The following is a 17,484-nucleotide window of genomic DNA, read 5'->3' as shown; positions in this document are numbered from 1 at the left end:
TCTGGTATAGTGCCAGCAGGGCTATTGGAAGGATTCAGACATCGTGATGGGCGTAAGAGCGCTACAAAAAGAGAAAACCCGGCGTTCGCTGGTCGAAGCGGCATTCAGCCAGCTTAGCGCTGAGCGGAGTTTCGCCAGCTTGAGTTTACGTGAAGTCGCGCGCGAGGCGGGGATTGCCCCCACCTCCTTTTATCGCCATTTTCGTGATGTTGATGAGCTAGGTCTGACCATGGTCGACGAGAGTGGGCTCATGCTCCGCCAGCTGATGCGCCAGGCGCGGCAGCGTATCGCTAAAGGCGGTAGCGTGATTCGCACCTCCGTCTCCACATTTATGGAATTTATCGGCAATAACCCTAACGCATTCCGCCTGTTGTTGCGGGAACGTTCTGGCACTTCCGCGGCGTTTCGCGCCGCTGTCGCACGCGAAATTCAACATTTCATCGCGGAACTTGCCGACTATTTAGAAATCGAAAACCACATGCCACGCGCCTTTACCGAAGCGCAGGCTGAAGCTATGGTCACCATCGTGTTTAGTGCCGGCGCAGAAGCGCTGGATGTCGGTGTTGAACAACGTCGGCAGCTGGAAGAACGACTGGTACTGCAGCTCAGAATGATCTCGAAAGGGGCGTACTATTGGTATCGCCGCGAACAAGAAAAAATGTCACATCATTCCGAATAACGTGAAGGACGAGCAATGAAACACTCAGTTCAAGATAAAGGTACGTTGTTGCTGGCGCTGATCGCTGGCCTGTCCATTAATGGAACCTTCGCAGCCCTGTTCAGCTCGATTGTTCCCTTTTCCATCTTCCCGATTCTGTCGTTACTGCTGACGGTGTACTGTCTGCACCAGCGCTATCAGAATCGCAGCATGCCCGTGGGGCTGCCGGGCCTGGCGGCCGCCTGTTTTATTCTGGGCGTTCTGCTGTACAGCACCGTGGTGCGTGCGGAGTATCCGGATATCGGGTCTAACTTCTTCCCGGCGGTGCTGTCGGTGATCACCGTGTTCTGGATTGGCTACCGGATCCGCAACCGTAAGGACACGGCGGCAGAGTAAACCGGTCGTCGGGCTCACCCGGCAAACATCGCGTTGCCGGGTTCATTTCTTCCTTCTTACTTCTTCGTTAACAGCACGCCGCATTCCATATGATGGGTATACGGGAACTGATCGAACAGCGCCAGGCGTGTGACGTCGTGAGTCTGGCTTAAGGTTTCCAGATTCTGGCACAGGGTCTCCGGGTTACAGGAGATATACAGGATCCGTGGATACGCCTGCACCATCTTCTCGGTTTCACTGTCCAGACCGCTGCGCGGCGGATCGACAAAAATGGTCTCGCACTGATAGCTTTGCAGGTCGATACCCTGCAGGCGATTAAACTCTCGCACGCCGTTCATGGCTTGAGTAAACTCTTCTGCCGCCATGCGAATAATCTGCACGTTATCAATATGGTTAGCCGCAATGTTGTACTGGGCCGCTGCGACGGACGGTTTGGCGATCTCGGTTGCCAGTACGCGCTCAAAATTGCGCGCCAGCGCCAGCGAGAAGTTGCCGTTGCCGCAGTACAGCTCCAGTAAATCCCCCGTAGCGTCTTTGGTGGCATCCAGCGCCCATTCCAGCATCTGAATATTCATGGCGGCATTCGGCTGGGTGAAGCTGTTTTCAACCTGACGGTAGATCATCTCCCGGCCTGCGACCGGCAGACGCTCGTCGATGTAATCCTGGTCGAGCTCGATTTTGGTTTTAGTGGCCCGGCCAATCAGATGCACGTTCAGGTTTTGCGCCCGCAGCGCATCGCGCAGGGCGGTGGCCTGCTGACGCCACTCATCGTCGAGCTTTTTGTGGTACAGCAGCGAGACCACGGCCTGGTTGCTCATGGTCGTCAGGTAGTCGACCTGGAATAACTTATGGCGCAAAACCGGGTTGTTGCGAACACCGTCGAGGATGGCGGTCATCAGCTGATTGATAAGCTCGCTGGCTGCCGGGAAGCTATCAACGCGAATGCGGGATTTGGTCTGTTGATCAAACATGATGTGGTACAGGTCGTCGCCATCGTGCCACAGACGAAACTCAGCACGCATTCGATAATGGCTGACCGGCGAACGAAACACCTCCGGAACCGGCGCGGCAAAAGGCACCATCATTTTCTGCAGACGGACGACTTTCTCTGCCAGCTGCGCTTCATACTGTTCGGTCGGAAGATGTTCGGGGGTCATGATGCATCCTGAATAAAATAATTACGCGGGGATTGTAGGGAAAGCGCAGGGGATGTCCAGCCCGGATAAGGTTTCAAATATAATTATAGAAGTCTGGACATCTATATGTTTCTAATTATAGCATTGTGTAACCGGTCCTGTGAGTTAAAAGGGAATCCAGTGCAAATCTGGGGCTGACGCGCAGCGGTAAGGAAGGTGGGATGAACGCATTATGCAGACACTGCCGATAGTTGGTGGGAAGTCTTCATCCATAACACACCCCGAGCCCGAAGACCTGCCGGAATACGTCGCATTTGGTTTCTATCATCGCGTGCTACTGATGAAGCCAGCGGCATCCTTTATATGTTACGGATGCTTTTACAATGATTAAAAAAGCTTCGCTGATGACGGCACTCTCCGTCACGGCATTTTCTGGCTGGGCGCAAGACAGCAATTCAGACACGTTAGTGGTGACAGCAAATCGTTTTCAACAGCCGGTCAATACGGTGCTTGCGCCGACTGACGTGGTGACCCGGGAAGATATCGATCGCTGGCAGGCCAAGGATTTAAACGACGTCATGCGTCGACTGCCTGGTGTGGATGTTGCCCAGAATGGCGGAATGGGGCAGAGCTCGTCGCTGTTCATCCGCGGTACGGAAGCCAAACAGGTGCTGGTGCTGATCGATGGCGTTCCTACGCCTCGCCCTGGCATCACCAATAACCCCGACCTCAACCAAATACCGCTCTCGCTGGTGCAACGGGTGGAGTACATCCGTGGACCGCGCTCCGCGATTTATGGTTCCGGCGCGATGGGCGGGGTGATTAACGTCATTACCCACTCTGATAAAGAAGAATCTAAGATCACTGCGGGCGTCGGGTCGGAAGGCTATCAGCAATACGACGGCACTCTGCGTCATCGCTTCGGCGATACGGTTGCTACTGTGGCGGGCTCCTATGAGGGCAATAAAGGCTTTAACGTTCAGCCTGACTCCAGCTGGAGCCATGACCAGGATCGCGACGGCTTCCGCAGTAAAGCGTTCTGGGGCAGCCTCGAGCATAAATTCAACGATAACTTCGACGGCTTCTTCCGCGGTCGCAGCTATACCAACAACTCCGATTACGATCTGGGAAGTGCGCCCTACAGCGCGGCGTACAGCGCAGATGAAGAACAGCTCTATAACCAGAGCTGGGATGCGGGCCTGACCTACAGCTCCGGGATCTACTCTTCGCAGCTGATCGCCAGCTACCAGAAGGTGAAAGACTACAACTACAGCAGCATCTACGGCCGTTACAATGACGGTACGACGCTCGATCGCATGACGCAGCGTAATCTGCAGTGGGGAAACAATCTTGTTGTTGGTCACGGCTCGGTGAGCGCCGGTGTGGACTGGCAGCAGCAGCGACTGACCTCGTCGGACACGGTGATATCGGATACCTATAAGCGCGATAACACGGGTCTGTATCTGACCGGGCAACAGCAGTTTGGTGATGTGACGCTTGAGGCTTCCGGCCGCGAGGACCACGACGAGCAGTTTGGCTGGCACGGCACCTGGCAAACCACCGCCGGTTGGGAGTTCGTGGAGAATTATCGCGTCACCCTGGGCTACGGCACCGGCTTCCTCGCGCCTTCTCTGGGGCAACAGTTCGGCTCCGCCCGCTTTGGCATCAACTCAAACCCGAACCTGAAGCCTGAAGAGTCTAAGCAGTGGGAAGCCGGACTTGAAGGACTCACCGGTCCGCTGGACTGGCGACTGTCGGCGTATCACTACAAGATTTCGAATCTGATTACCTATTACTCGGATCCTGTCACCTATGACGGTGAGTATGACAATATCAATTCCGCGACCATTAAAGGTGTGGAGTGGACGGGTAATATTGATACCGGCATCTTCAGCCATCGCGTGACGTTGCAGTATGTCGATCCGCGCAATGACGACAACGGCGAAGTCCTGGCCAGACGTTCTAAACGCCAGGCTAAATACCAGCTCGACTGGACGATGTTCAAGGTCGATATGGATATCTCGTGGCAGTATTACGGTAAGCGCTACGACAACAACACGTCTCAGTACAATCCGACGCAGCGAATTTTGCCAAGCTACAGCACGGTTGACGTTTCTGCCGCGTATCCGATCACCGATCGCCTGACAGTTCGTGGTAAAATAGCCAACCTGTTCGATAAAGATTACGAGACAGCTTATGGCTACCAAACTGCAGGACGAGAATACTACTTGTCTGGCAGCTACACCTTCTGATCCACGTCCCACCGTACTGGTGTTTGATTCCGGTGTCGGTGGGTTGTCGGTTTATAATGAGATCCGGCAGCTGCTGCCGGATCTGCATTACATCTACGCTTTCGATAACGTTGCTTTTCCTTATGGGGAAAAGAGTGAAGAATTTATCGTTGAACGCGTACTCGAGATTGTCACCGCAGTTCAGCAGCGTTATCCACTGGCGCTAGCCGTCATTGCCTGTAACACCGCCAGTACCGTCTCTCTTCCTGCACTGCGCGACAAATTCGGCTTTCCCGTGGTGGGTGTGGTGCCGGCGATTAAGCCTGCGGCCCGACTCACGGCGAACGGTATTGTCGGCCTGCTAGCCACCCGCGGTACGGTTAAGCGTCCTTATACGCGTGAGCTAATCAGCCGCTTTGCCAATGAATGTAAGATAGAGATGCTGGGTTCTGCGGAACTGGTTGAGCTGGCAGAAGCGAAGCTGCAGGGCGAGCCGGTCCCGCTGGATGAGTTACGCCGTATTCTGCGTCCCTGGCTGCGAATGTCAGAGCCGCCCGATACCGTGGTGCTGGGCTGCACGCATTTCCCGCTGTTACAGGAAGAACTGCAGCAGGTCTTGCCGGAAGGCACGCGAATGATTGATTCCGGAGCCGCAATTGCCCGCCGTACCGTCTGGCTGCTGGAGCACGAAGCACCAGATGCAAAATCCAGTGATCCTAATATTGCCTATTGCATGGCGCTGACCGCCGGAACCGAGCAACTTTTACCCGTTTTACAGCGTTATGGCTTTGAGACGCTGGAAAAACTGCCGCTTTAAGGGTGTTTTGCACAAAAAAGAGACGGTTGAAAAGTTTTTTTAAAACAGGGCTTGTCAACGTCTCAGAACTCCCTATAATGCGCCTCCACTGACACGGAACAACGGCAAGCAAGCCGCCGGGTCAGAAGGGTTTCTCCGGAAATTCTGACAGAGAAAAGCGAAAACAAATGCTTGACTCTGAATGAGGAAAACGTATTATACGGGACCTCGCAACGGTGAGCGAAAGCCGCGTTGCACTGCTCTTTAACAATTTATCAGACAATCTGTGTGGGCACTCAAAGTGACATGGATTCTTAACGTCCTCGGACGAAAAATGAATACCAAGTCTCTGAGTGAACATACGTAATTCATTACGAAGTTTAATTCACGAGCATCAAACTTAAATTGAAGAGTTTGATCATGGCTCAGATTGAACGCTGGCGGCAGGCCTAACACATGCAAGTCGAGCGGTAGCACAGAGAGCTTGCTCTCGGGTGACGAGCGGCGGACGGGTGAGTAATGTCTGGGAAACTGCCTGATGGAGGGGGATAACTACTGGAAACGGTAGCTAATACCGCATAATGTCGCAAGACCAAAGTGGGGGACCTTCGGGCCTCATGCCATCAGATGTGCCCAGATGGGATTAGCTTGTAGGTGAGGTAATGGCTCACCTAGGCGACGATCCCTAGCTGGTCTGAGAGGATGACCAGCCACACTGGAACTGAGACACGGTCCAGACTCCTACGGGAGGCAGCAGTGGGGAATATTGCACAATGGGCGCAAGCCTGATGCAGCCATGCCGCGTGTATGAAGAAGGCCTTCGGGTTGTAAAGTACTTTCAGCGAGGAGGAAGGCGTTAAGGTTAATAACCTTGGCGATTGACGTTACTCGCAGAAGAAGCACCGGCTAACTCCGTGCCAGCAGCCGCGGTAATACGGAGGGTGCAAGCGTTAATCGGAATTACTGGGCGTAAAGCGCACGCAGGCGGTCTGTTAAGTCAGATGTGAAATCCCCGGGCTCAACCTGGGAACTGCATTTGAAACTGGCAGGCTTGAGTCTTGTAGAGGGGGGTAGAATTCCAGGTGTAGCGGTGAAATGCGTAGAGATCTGGAGGAATACCGGTGGCGAAGGCGGCCCCCTGGACAAAGACTGACGCTCAGGTGCGAAAGCGTGGGGAGCAAACAGGATTAGATACCCTGGTAGTCCACGCTGTAAACGATGTCGACTTGGAGGTTGTTCCCTTGAGGAGTGGCTTCCGGAGCTAACGCGTTAAGTCGACCGCCTGGGGAGTACGGCCGCAAGGTTAAAACTCAAATGAATTGACGGGGGCCCGCACAAGCGGTGGAGCATGTGGTTTAATTCGATGCAACGCGAAGAACCTTACCTACTCTTGACATCCACGGAATTTAGCAGAGATGCTTTAGTGCCTTCGGGAACCGTGAGACAGGTGCTGCATGGCTGTCGTCAGCTCGTGTTGTGAAATGTTGGGTTAAGTCCCGCAACGAGCGCAACCCTTATCCTTTGTTGCCAGCGGTTCGGCCGGGAACTCAAAGGAGACTGCCAGTGATAAACTGGAGGAAGGTGGGGATGACGTCAAGTCATCATGGCCCTTACGAGTAGGGCTACACACGTGCTACAATGGCATATACAAAGAGAAGCGACCTCGCGAGAGCAAGCGGACCTCATAAAGTATGTCGTAGTCCGGATTGGAGTCTGCAACTCGACTCCATGAAGTCGGAATCGCTAGTAATCGTAGATCAGAATGCTACGGTGAATACGTTCCCGGGCCTTGTACACACCGCCCGTCACACCATGGGAGTGGGTTGCAAAAGAAGTAGGTAGCTTAACCTTCGGGAGGGCGCTTACCACTTTGTGATTCATGACTGGGGTGAAGTCGTAACAAGGTAACCGTAGGGGAACCTGCGGTTGGATCACCTCCTTACCTGAAGAACCTGCCTTTGTAGTGTCCACACAGATTGTCTGATGAAAAATAAGCAGTAAAACATCTCTGCAGGCTTGTAGCTCAGGTGGTTAGAGCGCACCCCTGATAAGGGTGAGGTCGGTGGTTCAAGTCCACTCAGGCCTACCAAATTCATCCTGATACTGCGTTGTGAAACGACTCGCATACCTCAGTATGCTTCGCCCTTCCACGCCTTGTTTCAGTCTGAATTACCGGTACGAGAGATGAGTATTACGATGGGGTTATAGCTCAGCTGGGAGAGCGCCTGCCTTGCACGCAGGAGGTCTGCGGTTCGATCCCGCATAGCTCCACCATCCTTTACTGCGACTAACAAGAAAACTTCAGAGTGTACCTGAAAAGGTATGCTGCGAAGTTTTGCTCTTTAAAAATCTGGATCAAGCTGAAAATTGAAACGACACACTGTTTCCTTTCTCCGTAATAAGAAAGGAAAAGCGGTGTGTTCGAGTCTCTCAAATTTTCGCAATGCGGACTGTTTTACGAAACAGCTTCGGGTTGTGAGGTTAAGCGACTAAGCGTACACGGTGGATGCCCTGGCAGTCAGAGGCGATGAAGGACGTGCTAATCTGCGATAAGCGTCGGTAAGGTGATATGAACCGTTATAACCGGCGATTTCCGAATGGGGAAACCCAGTGTGATTCGTCACACTATCGTTAAGTGAATACATAGCTTAACGAAGCGAACCGGGGGAACTGAAACATCTAAGTACCCCGAGGAAAAGAAATCAACCGAGATTCCCCCAGTAGCGGCGAGCGAACGGGGAGGAGCCCAGAGTCTGAATCAGCGCGTGTGTTAGTGGAACGGTCTGGAAAGTCCGGCGGTACAGGGTGATAGCCCCGTACACTAAAATGCACACGTTGTGAACTCGAAGAGTAGGGCGGGACACGTGGTATCCTGTCTGAATATGGGGGGACCATCCTCCAAGGCTAAATACTCCTGACTGACCGATAGTGAACCAGTACCGTGAGGGAAAGGCGAAAAGAACCCCGGCGAGGGGAGTGAAAAAGAACCTGAAACCGTGTACGTACAAGCAGTGGGAGCCTACTTGTTAGGTGACTGCGTACCTTTTGTATAATGGGTCAGCGACTTATATTCTGTAGCAAGGTTAACCGTATAGGGGAGCCGCAGGGAAACCGAGTCTTAACTGGGCGTTAAGTTGCAGGGTATAGACCCGAAACCCGGTGATCTAGCCATGGGCAGGTTGAAGGTTGGGTAACACTAACTGGAGGACCGAACCGACTAATGTTGAAAAATTAGCGGATGACTTGTGGCTGGGGTGAAAGGCCAATCAAACCGGGAGATAGCTGGTTCTCCCCGAAAGCTATTTAGGTAGCGCCTCGTGAACTCATCTTCGGGGGTAGAGCACTGTTTCGGCTAGGGGGTCATCCCGACTTACCAACCCGATGCAAACTACGAATACCGAAGAATGTTATCACGGGAGACACACGGCGGGTGCTAACGTCCGTCGTGAAGAGGGAAACAACCCAGACCGCCAGCTAAGGTCCCAAAGTCACAGTTAAGTGGGAAACGATGTGGGAAGGCACAGACAGCCAGGATGTTGGCTTAGAAGCAGCCATCATTTAAAGAAAGCGTAATAGCTCACTGGTCGAGTCGGCCTGCGCGGAAGATGTAACGGGGCTAAACTGTGCACCGAAGCTGCGGCAGCGACACTATGTGTTGTTGGGTAGGGGAGCGTTCTGTAAGCCGTTGAAGGTGGCCTGTGAGGGTTGCTGGAGGTATCAGAAGTGCGAATGCTGACATAAGTAACGATAAAGCGGGTGAAAAGCCCGCTCGCCGGAAGACCAAGGGTTCCTGTCCAACGTTAATCGGGGCAGGGTGAGTCGACCCCTAAGGCGAGGCCGAAAGGCGTAGTCGATGGGAAACAGGTTAATATTCCTGTACTCGGTGTTACTGCGAAGGGGGGACGGAGAAGGCTATGTTAGCCGGGCGACGGTTGTCCCGGTTTAAGCATGTAGGCGGGAAGTTTAGGTAAATCCGGACTTCTGTTAACGCTGAGGTGTGATGACGAGGCACTACGGTGCTGAAGTAACAAATGCCCTGCTTCCAGGAAAAGCCTCTAAGCATCAGGTAACATCAAATCGTACCCCAAACCGACACAGGTGGTCAGGTAGAGAATACCAAGGCGCTTGAGAGAACTCGGGTGAAGGAACTAGGCAAAATGGTGCCGTAACTTCGGGAGAAGGCACGCTGATGGTAAGTGAAGCGACTTGCTCGTGGAGCTGAAATCAGTCGAAGATACCAGCTGGCTGCAACTGTTTATTAAAAACACAGCACTGTGCAAACACGAAAGTGGACGTATACGGTGTGACGCCTGCCCGGTGCCGGAAGGTTAATTGATGGGGTTATCCGTAAGGAGAAGCTCTTGATCGAAGCCCCGGTAAACGGCGGCCGTAACTATAACGGTCCTAAGGTAGCGAAATTCCTTGTCGGGTAAGTTCCGACCTGCACGAATGGCGTAATGATGGCCAGGCTGTCTCCACCCGAGACTCAGTGAAATTGAACTCGCTGTGAAGATGCAGTGTACCCGCGGCAAGACGGAAAGACCCCGTGAACCTTTACTATAGCTTGACACTGAACATTGAGCCTTGATGTGTAGGATAGGTGGGAGGCTTTGAAGCGTGGACGCCAGTCTGCGTGGAGCCAACCTTGAAATACCACCCTTTAATGTTTGATGTTCTAACGTAGACCCGTAATCCGGGTTGCGGACAGTGTCTGGTGGGTAGTTTGACTGGGGCGGTCTCCTCCCAAAGAGTAACGGAGGAGCACGAAGGTTAGCTAATCCTGGTCGGACATCAGGAGGTTAGTGCAATGGCATAAGCTAGCTTGACTGCGAGCGTGACGGCGCGAGCAGGTGCGAAAGCAGGTCATAGTGATCCGGTGGTTCTGAATGGAAGGGCCATCGCTCAACGGATAAAAGGTACTCCGGGGATAACAGGCTGATACCGCCCAAGAGTTCATATCGACGGCGGTGTTTGGCACCTCGATGTCGGCTCATCACATCCTGGGGCTGAAGTAGGTCCCAAGGGTACGGCTGTTCGCCGTTTAAAGTGGTACGCGAGCTGGGTTTAGAACGTCGTGAGACAGTTCGGTCCCTATCTGCCGTGGGCGCTGGAGAATTGAGGGGGGCTGCTCCTAGTACGAGAGGACCGGAGTGGACGCATCACTGGTGTTCGGGTTGTCATGCCAATGGCATTGCCCGGTAGCTAAATGCGGAAAAGATAAGTGCTGAAAGCATCTAAGCACGAAACTTGCCCCGAGATGAGTTCTCCCTGACTCCTTGAGAGTCCTGAAGGAACGTTGAAGACTACGACGTTGATAGGTCGGGTGTGTAAGCGTAGCGATACGTTGAGCTAACCGATACTAATGAACCGTGAGGCTTAACCTTACAACGCCAAAGCTGTTTTGGTGATTAGAGAGAAGATTTTCAGCCTGATACAGATTAGTCAATATGTCTTTAAGACGTGTTGATAACAGAATTTGCCTGGCGGCGATAGCGCGGTGGTCCCACCTGACCCCATGCCGAACTCAGAAGTGAAACGCCGTAGCGCCGATGGTAGTGTGGGGTCTCCCCATGTGAGAGTAGGGAACTGCCAGGCATCAAATTAGCAGTGAAACCGGGGCAATAAACCGGTTGTTGTAAAGAAATTCGGTGGAGCGGTAGTTCAGTCGGTTAGAATACCTGCCTGTCACGCAGGGGGTCGCGGGTTCGAGTCCCGTCCGTTCCGCCACTTATTAAAATTAAGCCTGCTACATTAGCAGGCTTAATAGTAGCAAATTTAGGGGCGTAGCTCAGTTGGTAGAGCACCGGTCTCCAAAACCGGGTGTCGCGAGTTCGAGTCTCTCCGCCCCTGCCATATATAATCCTTTGCTTAGGCAAAGGATTTTTTTTTGCCTGCCGTTTCCCTTCCAGAAATTTCCTCCACATCCTCCGTCCCTGGAGGCGTGTTTTTAGTTAATCCAGTATGCTGGTTTTGAGTATCTCGCGGATCTGCGCCTGCTTATCGCTATTCTGTAACCAGATAGCGTACAGAGGACGCGACAGCGTTGTGCTATCCGTCACCGTATGTAGCCCGCTTTTATCCTTCACCCAGCGCGTAGGTAACCATGTACAACCATTTAGCGTCGCCAGTTGCTGATAGGCCAACTCGGCGGAACTGGTGGTCAGCAGCGGAACGTCATCGCTACCAATCAGTCCGACCTCATTTTGTTGAAAGTCCGGACCCCATTCCAGGCGCAAATAATTCAATTCACTCTTATTTTTAAACGGCGAGGCGCAGTAGAGTGCCAGGGTAAAATTACCGAGCAACTGGCTGCTTAATTCGTCCATTTTCGGCGATTCTGTCGTGATCAGCAGATCAAGTTGCCGTTCATGTAATTGTTTAACCAGCGATTGCCGCTGCGCAATCCGCGCCTCAAACTGCAGGTTATGGGGCTCTTTGTAGAGTTTCCCCAGCCATCCGTTAAGCATGCATTCCCATAAGGATGCGCTACCGCCAATCGAGAATTCATTATGCCGGGAAGCGTTCGCAACCTCTTTTCGCGCCGCCTGCCAGGTATTCATCAGTGTTTCGGCGTAAGGAAGCAGTTTTTCTCCGGCAGACGTCAGACGGATGTTGTTGCGATGACGGGTAAAAAGGTTAACGCCAAGCTGGTTTTCCAGCTGGCGAATACGAAAGCTGACCGCTGACTGCGTCAGATAAAGCGCCTCCGCTGCTCGCCCAAAGTGGCGAGTTCTACTCACCTCAAGGAAAGTTTTGAGCAATTCCGTATCCACACTCTTCTCCGCAAAATTATTTGTCGTAATGATTTAAATCTTTTGTTTTACACTCTGTCAAGCGTAACTAATACTCCGCGCCATAAATAGCTCGGCCAAAGAATCAGGAGCGTGTAGGATGGCGGAAAGCTTTATGACGACTAATCGTTTTTTCGATAATAAACATTATCCGCGCGGGTTCTCCCGTCATGGTGATTTCACCATCAAAGAGGCACAACTGCTGGAACAGCATGGTTATGCTCTTAACGAACTGGAACTGGGTAAACGCGAACCTGTCACCGAAGATGAAAAACAGTTTGTTTCGGTATGCCGAGGTGAGCGTGAGCCAGTAACGGAAATGGAGCGCGTCTGGATTAAGTATATGGCACGCATTAAGCGGCCTAAGCGTTTCCATACCCTGTCCGGCGGTAAGCCGCAGGTTGAAGGCGCTGAAGATTACACCGAAAGCGACGATTAAGAAAAAAGGGCGAAAGCCCTTTTTTTATGTCATCAGTTTCTGCAAATGAGTCAGCATCCGTTCTATTGCCCGATAGCTAAGGGCCTCCTGAAGATGACAGCGCTCGATACGAGGTTCATCACCGGTGTCGGCGATTGTCCGGGCAACTTTAAGTAAGCGCTGCCAGGCGCGGATAGAGAGTCCCAGCTGTGTTAATACCTGCTCCAGCCATATTGCGTCCTGGTGGTGGAGTGGGCACCAGATTTTCATTTCGCTATTTTCCAGATCGGCATTCAGTTTCTCCTGCCGGGAGAGCTGCTTTTCACGTGCCGCCAGCACTCGCTTGCGCACGCTGGCGCTATCTTCTGACACAGCACCTTCCTGGCTGAGTACGCCGGGTGGTGGCAGAGGGATTTCCAGCGACAGATCGAAGCGGTCCAGGAACGGTCCTGACAGACGCCCCAGATAACGTAAGGTTTGTTCGGGAGAAGCCCGATTATGGTGGCCCTGATAGTGCCCGGTGGGGCTGGGGTTCATCGCGGCAATAAGCTGGAAATGCGCCGGATAGTCAATTTTCGCCCGGGTCCGTGAAATATGTATCTTTCCTGACTCAATCGGCTCGCGCAGCGCATCGAGTACTCTACGTTCAAACTCCGGGAGTTCATCCAGAAATAACACCCCATTATGGGCCAGAGAGATCTCACCTGGAATGGGGATTGAGCCGCCTCCCACCATTGCCGTGAGTGAGGCACTATGATGCGGGCTGCGAAACGGCCGTTGGCGCCACTGTTTCGTCGCGCGTTGAGAGCTGAACAGGCTCAGGATCGCGGCGCTTTCTAATGCCTCCTGATTGCTTAATGGTGGCAGGATACCCGGCAGCCGGCCGGCGAGCATAGTTTTTCCTGTTCCCGGAGGACCGATCAACAGCAGGTTATGCCCACCCGCGGCGACAATTTCCAGCGCGCGTTTCCCCTGCTGTTGCCCAATGACATCACTCAGGTCAGGAAGGCCCTGTGGAGGGCGTTCTGCCTCAGGGAGAGGGCAGGACAACGTGTGCTGGCCTTCCAGGAAAGCGCATACCTCCTGTAGATGCCTGGCGACAAGGCATTCGCCACCTTCAATGAGCCCCACCTCAGTAGCGTTGTCCTCGGCGACGATAATCTGCCGTCCAGCCTTTATCGCCTCCATTGCGCTGGAGATAGCGCCAGGAACGCCACGTAGCGCCCCTGTAAGCGCGAGTTCACCGATAAACTCGTATTGATTCAGCCTGGTAGTATTAAGCTGCTCCGATGCCACCAGAAGCGCGAGAGCGATAGGCAGATCGTACCGACCACCTTCTTTTGGCAGATCGGCCGGAGCCAGGTTAATGGTGACCTTTTTGGCCGGGAACGTATAGCCACTGTTAATGATCGCGCTGCGTACCCGGTCCCGCGCCTCTTTCACCGTGGTTTCAGGAAGACCCACCATGGTCAACCCGGGAAGCCCATTACTGATATGTATTTCGATAGTAATAAGCGGGGCGCTGATACCGAAAGCAGCCCGTGTGTAAACGATCGCGAGTGACATAATGCCTCCTGAGTGCCGGTATTATGTCGGGTGAAAAAGCGTTGGTAACCTGCAATAAGCGTGTTTTAGGCGACGTATTCCAGCGAATTTGCCAGATATCGTTACATTTCATTCAATATGGAATGCGCTTCGCGGTCGAACATCATGGTGGTGGACTCTTCAGAGAGGAATCATCGCGTCGTCATAAAAAATGGCAATAAATTGAATTTTTTTCACTTTATACTTTTCTTATTAAAAACAATTGTTTTACCTAAAATTGTTAGCATGATCAGAAAGTGAGATATAAAAAAATCTTGTGTTTGATGCGATGACTGTGATAACTCTTTAGGTATTCCTTCGAACAAGAAGCCAGAAAGAACAGAAAATGACAGCCCTTCTACGAGTGATTAGCCTGGTCGTGATTAGCGTGGTGGTGATTATTATCCCACCGTGCGGGGCTGCACTTGGACGAGGAAAGGCTTAGTAATCAAGCCTTAACGAACTAAGACCCCCGCACCGAAAGGTCCGGGGGTTTTTTTATAACTTAAAAATGATGAGTGAGGAGCAGACAATGACTAACAGCATAAAATTCTGTTTCTCCCGATCTATGACGGGGAACTAACTATGAACGGGGCACAGTGGGTAGTACATGCTTTGCGAACACAGGGAGTCGACACAGTTTTTGGCTATCCAGGTGGCGCAATTATGCCGGTTTACGATGCATTGTATGACGGCGGCGTGGAACACCTGTTGTGCCGGCATGAACAAGGCGCAGCCATGGCGGCGATTGGTTATGCCCGTGCCACCGGTAAAACCGGCGTCTGCATTGCAACTTCAGGTCCGGGTGCGACGAACCTGATTACCGGTCTGGCGGACGCGTTGCTGGACTCTATCCCCGTTGTTGCCATCACCGGCCAGGTCGCCGCGCCGTTTATCGGCACGGACGCTTTCCAGGAAGTGGATGTTCTGGGACTGTCACTGGCCTGTACCAAACATAGTTTCCTGGTGCAGTCTCTGGAGGAGCTGCCGCGAGTGATCGCCGAGGCTTTCCAGGTCGCCAACTCAGGCCGTCCTGGCCCGGTTCTGGTTGATATCCCAAAAGATATCCAGCTGGCAAAAGGCGAACTCGACCCGTGGTTCTCCACCGTCGATGATGATATCGCCTTCCCTCATGCCGAAGTCGAACAGGCTCTGCAAATGCTGGCAACCGCGCAAAAACCGATGCTGTACGTCGGCGGCGGCGTCGGTATGGCACAGGCGGTTCCCGCTCTGCGCGACTTTATCGGCGTCACGCAACTGCCGGTAACCTGCACGCTGAAAGGCCTGGGCGCCGTTGATGCGGAGTATCCGTACTACCTGGGAATGCTGGGGATGCACGGGACTAAAGCGGCCAATCTGGCGGTACAGGAGTGCGACCTGCTCATCGCCGTCGGGGCGCGGTTTGACGATCGCGTGACCGGGAAGCTGAACACCTTCGCGCCGCATGCGAAAGTTATCCATCTGGATATCGATCCGGCGGAACTGAACAAGCTGCGTCAGGCTCATGTCGCCGTAACGGGCGATCTGAATACGCTGCTGCCGGCGTTACAACGGCCGTTGGCGATTGATGCCTGGCGTCAGTACAACCAGGACCTGTGTGCCGAACACGCATGGCGCTACGATCATCCTGGCGACGGTATTTACGCGCCGCTGCTGCTCAAGCAGCTGTCCGATCGCAAACCGGCCGACAGCGTGGTAACCACCGACGTCGGTCAGCATCAGATGTGGTCAGCGCAGCACATGACCTACACCCGCCCGGAGAACTTTATCACCTCCAGTGGCTTAGGCACGATGGGCTTCGGCCTGCCGGCTGCGGTAGGGGCACAGGTTGCGCGGCCGAACGATACGGTTATCTGCGTCTCTGGTGACGGCTCCTTCATGATGAACGTTCAGGAGCTGGGCACCGTGAAGCGCAAACAGCTGCCGTTGAAAATTCTGTTGCTGGATAACCAGCGCTTAGGGATGGTTCGCCAGTGGCAGCAGCTGTTCTTCGAAGAGCGCTATAGCGAAACGACTCTGACCGATAACCCCGATTTCGTCACGCTGGCCAGCGCCTTTGGCATTCCAGGCCAGCACATCACCCGTAAAGACCAGGTTGAAGCGGCTCTCGACACCATGCTTTCGAGCCAGGGGCCATACCTGCTTCATGTCTCAATTGATGAACTTGAGAATGTCTGGCCGTTGGTACCGCCCGGTGCCAGTAATGCAGAAATGCTGGAGAAATTATCATGATGCAACATCAGGTCGCTTTACAGGCTCGCTTTAACCCGGAAACCTTAGAACGCGTGCTGCGCGTGGTACGCCACCGCGGTTTTCAGGTTTGCTCCATGAATATGGAAACCGCCGCAGACGCCAGCAACATAAATATCGAATTGACCGTTGCCAGCCAGCGTCCCGTCGAATTACTGTTTAGTCAATTAAGTAAGCTGGTCGACGTCGCCTGTGTCGAGATCCAGCAACCAACATCACAACAAATCCGCGCCTAAGCGCAAGGGAAGAAAAATGACGACGAAAAAAGCTGATTACATTTGGTTCAATGGCGAGATGGTTCCGTGGGGCGAAGCCAAGGTTCATGTGATGTCCCATGCGCTTCACTACGGTACTTCTGTATTCGAAGGCATCCGTTGCTACGACTCGCACAAAGGGCCAGTGGTGTTCCGCCATCGCGAACATATGCAGCGTCTGCATGATTCAGCCAAAATTTACCGTTTCCCGGTCTCTCAAAGCGTTGATGAGCTGATGGAAGCCTGCCGTGAAGTGATCCGTAAAAACGGCCTGACCAGCGCTTACATCCGCCCGCTGATCTTTGTTGGCGATGTGGGCATGGGCGTGAACCCGCCGGCGGGATACAGCACTGACGTGATCATCGCGGCGTTCCCGTGGGGAGCTTATCTTGGCGCTGAAGCGCTGGATCAGGGGATCGATGCGATGGTTTCTTCCTGGAACCGTGTCGCGCCGAACACCATCCCTACTGCCGCGAAAGCCGGCGGTAACTATTTGTCCTCGCTGCTGGTTGGCAGTGAAGCCCGTCGTCATGGCTATCAGGAAGGGATCGCCCTCGATGTGAACGGCTATATCTCCGAAGGCGCGGGTGAAAACCTGTTTGAAGTGAAAGACGGCATTCTGTTCACGCCTCCGTTCACCTCTTCCGCACTGCCGGGCATTACCCGTGACGCTATTATCAAACTGGCGAAAGACCTGGATATCGAAGTCCGCGAGCAGGTGCTGTCCCGCGAATCGCTGTATCTGGCGGATGAAGTCTTCATGTCGGGCACGGCGGCAGAAATTACGCCGGTGCGTAGCGTTGATGGTATCCAGGTTGGCGAAGGCCGCTGCGGCCCGGTGACCAAACGTATTCAGCAAGCATTCTTTGGCCTCTTCACCGGTGAAACCGAGGATAAATGGGGCTGGTTGGATCAGGTTAACCACTAAGCATTAAAAGATGGGGCGACACGCAGCGCCCCATTTCACAGA

13 protein-coding genes, 4 tRNA genes, 3 rRNA genes and 1 riboswitch are annotated in these 17,484 nt (G+C 53.4%); of the genes, 17 read left to right on the top strand and 3 right to left on the bottom strand.

The window, feature by feature from the left end:
* Nucleotides 1-43 precede the first annotated feature (43 nt).
* Together fabR and HF679_RS17775 are read left to right on the top strand one after the other, a co-directional pair.
* Nucleotides 44-679, top strand: coding sequence for an HTH-type transcriptional repressor FabR (gene fabR, locus HF679_RS17780; RefSeq protein WP_123757989.1), 636 nt, complete (start codon nucleotides 44-46; stop codon nucleotides 677-679).
* 15 nt (nucleotides 680-694) lie between these two features.
* Entirely contained in the window at nucleotides 695-1,054 is a 360-nt protein-coding gene (locus tag HF679_RS17775; protein WP_123757988.1) for a YijD family membrane protein, read from the top strand.
* Nucleotides 1,055-1,110: 56 nt separating this feature from the next.
* Here HF679_RS17775 and trmA read toward each other — a convergent pair whose 3' ends face one another.
* Complete coding sequence (gene trmA, locus HF679_RS17770) at nucleotides 1,111-2,211, bottom strand: tRNA (uridine(54)-C5)-methyltransferase TrmA (protein WP_123757987.1); 1,101 nt, start codon at nucleotides 2,209-2,211, stop codon at nucleotides 1,111-1,113.
* A 115-nt stretch (nucleotides 2,212-2,326) separates the two neighbouring features.
* Nucleotides 2,327-2,508, top strand: a riboswitch (cobalamin riboswitch).
* 65 nt (nucleotides 2,509-2,573) lie between these two features.
* Here trmA and btuB point away from each other — a divergent pair.
* The 9 genes from btuB to HF679_RS17725 all read left to right on the top strand — a co-directional run bounded on the left by btuB (nucleotide 2,574) and on the right by HF679_RS17725 (nucleotide 11,070).
* Complete coding sequence (btuB, locus tag HF679_RS17765) at nucleotides 2,574-4,442, top strand: TonB-dependent vitamin B12 receptor BtuB (protein ID WP_123757986.1); 1,869 nt, start codon at nucleotides 2,574-2,576, stop codon at nucleotides 4,440-4,442.
* On the top strand, nucleotides 4,387-5,238 hold the full coding sequence (gene murI / locus HF679_RS17760) for a glutamate racemase (RefSeq protein WP_187042261.1): 852 nt from the start codon (nucleotides 4,387-4,389) through the stop codon (nucleotides 5,236-5,238). The genes btuB and murI overlap by 56 nt, the downstream gene beginning before the upstream one ends.
* Nucleotides 5,239-5,619: 381 nt before the next feature.
* A 16S ribosomal RNA gene (locus HF679_RS17755) occupies nucleotides 5,620-7,159 on the top strand.
* A 70-nt stretch (nucleotides 7,160-7,229) separates the two neighbouring features.
* A tRNA-Ile gene (locus HF679_RS17750) sits at nucleotides 7,230-7,306 on the top strand.
* 109 nt (nucleotides 7,307-7,415) lie between these two features.
* A tRNA-Ala gene (locus HF679_RS17745) sits at nucleotides 7,416-7,491 on the top strand.
* 205 nt (nucleotides 7,492-7,696) lie between these two features.
* Nucleotides 7,697-10,601, top strand: a 23S ribosomal RNA gene (locus HF679_RS17740).
* A gap of 95 nt (nucleotides 10,602-10,696) precedes the next feature.
* Nucleotides 10,697-10,812 (top strand): 5S ribosomal RNA (rrf, locus tag HF679_RS17735).
* Together the 16S, 23S and 5S rRNA genes with 4 tRNA genes alongside form the textbook arrangement of a ribosomal RNA operon.
* A gap of 55 nt (nucleotides 10,813-10,867) precedes the next feature.
* Nucleotides 10,868-10,944: transfer RNA gene (locus HF679_RS17730), tRNA-Asp, on the top strand.
* Between the two features lie 50 nt (nucleotides 10,945-10,994).
* A tRNA-Trp gene (locus tag HF679_RS17725) sits at nucleotides 10,995-11,070 on the top strand.
* A 98-nt stretch (nucleotides 11,071-11,168) separates the two neighbouring features.
* Here the strand turns inward: HF679_RS17725 and hdfR are convergent.
* Nucleotides 11,169-11,990 carry an HTH-type transcriptional regulator HdfR gene (gene hdfR / locus HF679_RS17720; RefSeq protein ID WP_123758144.1) on the bottom strand — a complete coding sequence of 274 codons (822 nt, stop codon included), beginning with the start codon at nucleotides 11,988-11,990 and terminating at the stop codon, nucleotides 11,169-11,171.
* Between the two features lie 118 nt (nucleotides 11,991-12,108).
* Between hdfR and HF679_RS17715 the strand changes: the two genes are divergently transcribed.
* Entirely contained in the window at nucleotides 12,109-12,447 is a 339-nt protein-coding gene (locus tag HF679_RS17715) for a DUF413 domain-containing protein (protein WP_123758143.1), read from the top strand.
* Nucleotides 12,448-12,471: 24 nt separating this feature from the next.
* Here the strand turns inward: HF679_RS17715 and HF679_RS17710 are convergent, their stop codons facing one another.
* The gene (locus HF679_RS17710) at nucleotides 12,472-13,992 is read right to left on the bottom strand and encodes a YifB family Mg chelatase-like AAA ATPase (RefSeq protein WP_123758142.1); all 1,521 of its coding nucleotides are present in this window, start codon (nucleotides 13,990-13,992) and stop codon (nucleotides 12,472-12,474) included.
* A 364-nt stretch (nucleotides 13,993-14,356) separates the two neighbouring features.
* Here HF679_RS17710 and ilvL point away from each other — a divergent pair, with 364 nt between their 5' ends.
* The 5 genes from ilvL to HF679_RS17690 all read left to right on the top strand — a co-directional run bounded on the left by ilvL (nucleotide 14,357) and on the right by HF679_RS17690 (nucleotide 17,442).
* Nucleotides 14,357-14,455 (top strand): ilv operon leader peptide, encoded by a 99-nt coding sequence (gene ilvL, locus HF679_RS17705; protein ID WP_001311244.1) that lies wholly within the window; start codon nucleotides 14,357-14,359, stop codon nucleotides 14,453-14,455.
* A 66-nt stretch (nucleotides 14,456-14,521) separates the two neighbouring features.
* Entirely contained in the window at nucleotides 14,522-14,593 is a 72-nt protein-coding gene (ilvX, locus tag HF679_RS25040) for a peptide IlvX (RefSeq protein WP_217426897.1), read from the top strand.
* A gap of 2 nt (nucleotides 14,594-14,595) precedes the next feature.
* Nucleotides 14,596-16,242 carry an acetolactate synthase 2 catalytic subunit gene (gene ilvG, locus HF679_RS17700; RefSeq protein ID WP_123758141.1) on the top strand — a complete coding sequence of 549 codons (1,647 nt, stop codon included), beginning with the start codon at nucleotides 14,596-14,598 and terminating at the stop codon, nucleotides 16,240-16,242.
* Nucleotides 16,239-16,496: an acetolactate synthase 2 small subunit gene (ilvM, locus tag HF679_RS17695; RefSeq protein WP_123758140.1), complete on the top strand. Its 258-nt coding sequence runs from the start codon at nucleotides 16,239-16,241 to the stop codon at nucleotides 16,494-16,496. The genes ilvG and ilvM overlap by 4 nt, the downstream gene beginning before the upstream one ends.
* Before the next feature lie 16 nt (nucleotides 16,497-16,512).
* Entirely contained in the window at nucleotides 16,513-17,442 is a 930-nt protein-coding gene (locus tag HF679_RS17690) for a branched-chain amino acid transaminase (protein WP_123758139.1), read from the top strand.
* Nucleotides 17,443-17,484: the final 42 nt, after the last annotated feature.

Origin of the sequence: Enterobacter sp. JUb54, from assembly GCF_014298075.1 — a bacterium.
Taxonomy (GTDB): domain Bacteria; phylum Pseudomonadota; class Gammaproteobacteria; order Enterobacterales; family Enterobacteriaceae; genus Klebsiella; species Klebsiella lignicola.
The sequence above is the reverse complement of the archived record's forward strand: the minus strand, read 5'-3'. Positions and strand labels throughout refer to the sequence as shown.

Coding starts and splice junctions, on each gene's coding strand:
- trmA (WP_123757987.1), bottom strand. CDS start 2,211: ATGACCCCCGAACATCTTCCGACCGAACAGTATGAAGCGCAGCTGGCA.
- btuB (WP_123757986.1), top strand. CDS start 2,574: ATGATTAAAAAAGCTTCGCTGATGACGGCACTCTCCGTCACGGCATTT.
- HF679_RS17775 (WP_123757988.1), top strand. CDS start 695: ATGAAACACTCAGTTCAAGATAAAGGTACGTTGTTGCTGGCGCTGATC.
- ilvM (WP_123758140.1), top strand. CDS start 16,239: ATGATGCAACATCAGGTCGCTTTACAGGCTCGCTTTAACCCGGAAACC.
- HF679_RS17715 (WP_123758143.1), top strand. CDS start 12,109: ATGGCGGAAAGCTTTATGACGACTAATCGTTTTTTCGATAATAAACAT.
- murI (WP_187042261.1), top strand. CDS start 4,387: ATGGCTACCAAACTGCAGGACGAGAATACTACTTGTCTGGCAGCTACA.
- HF679_RS17710 (WP_123758142.1), bottom strand. CDS start 13,992: ATGTCACTCGCGATCGTTTACACACGGGCTGCTTTCGGTATCAGCGCC.
- ilvL (WP_001311244.1), top strand. CDS start 14,357: ATGACAGCCCTTCTACGAGTGATTAGCCTGGTCGTGATTAGCGTGGTG.
- HF679_RS17690 (WP_123758139.1), top strand. CDS start 16,513: ATGACGACGAAAAAAGCTGATTACATTTGGTTCAATGGCGAGATGGTT.
- ilvG (WP_123758141.1), top strand. CDS start 14,596: ATGAACGGGGCACAGTGGGTAGTACATGCTTTGCGAACACAGGGAGTC.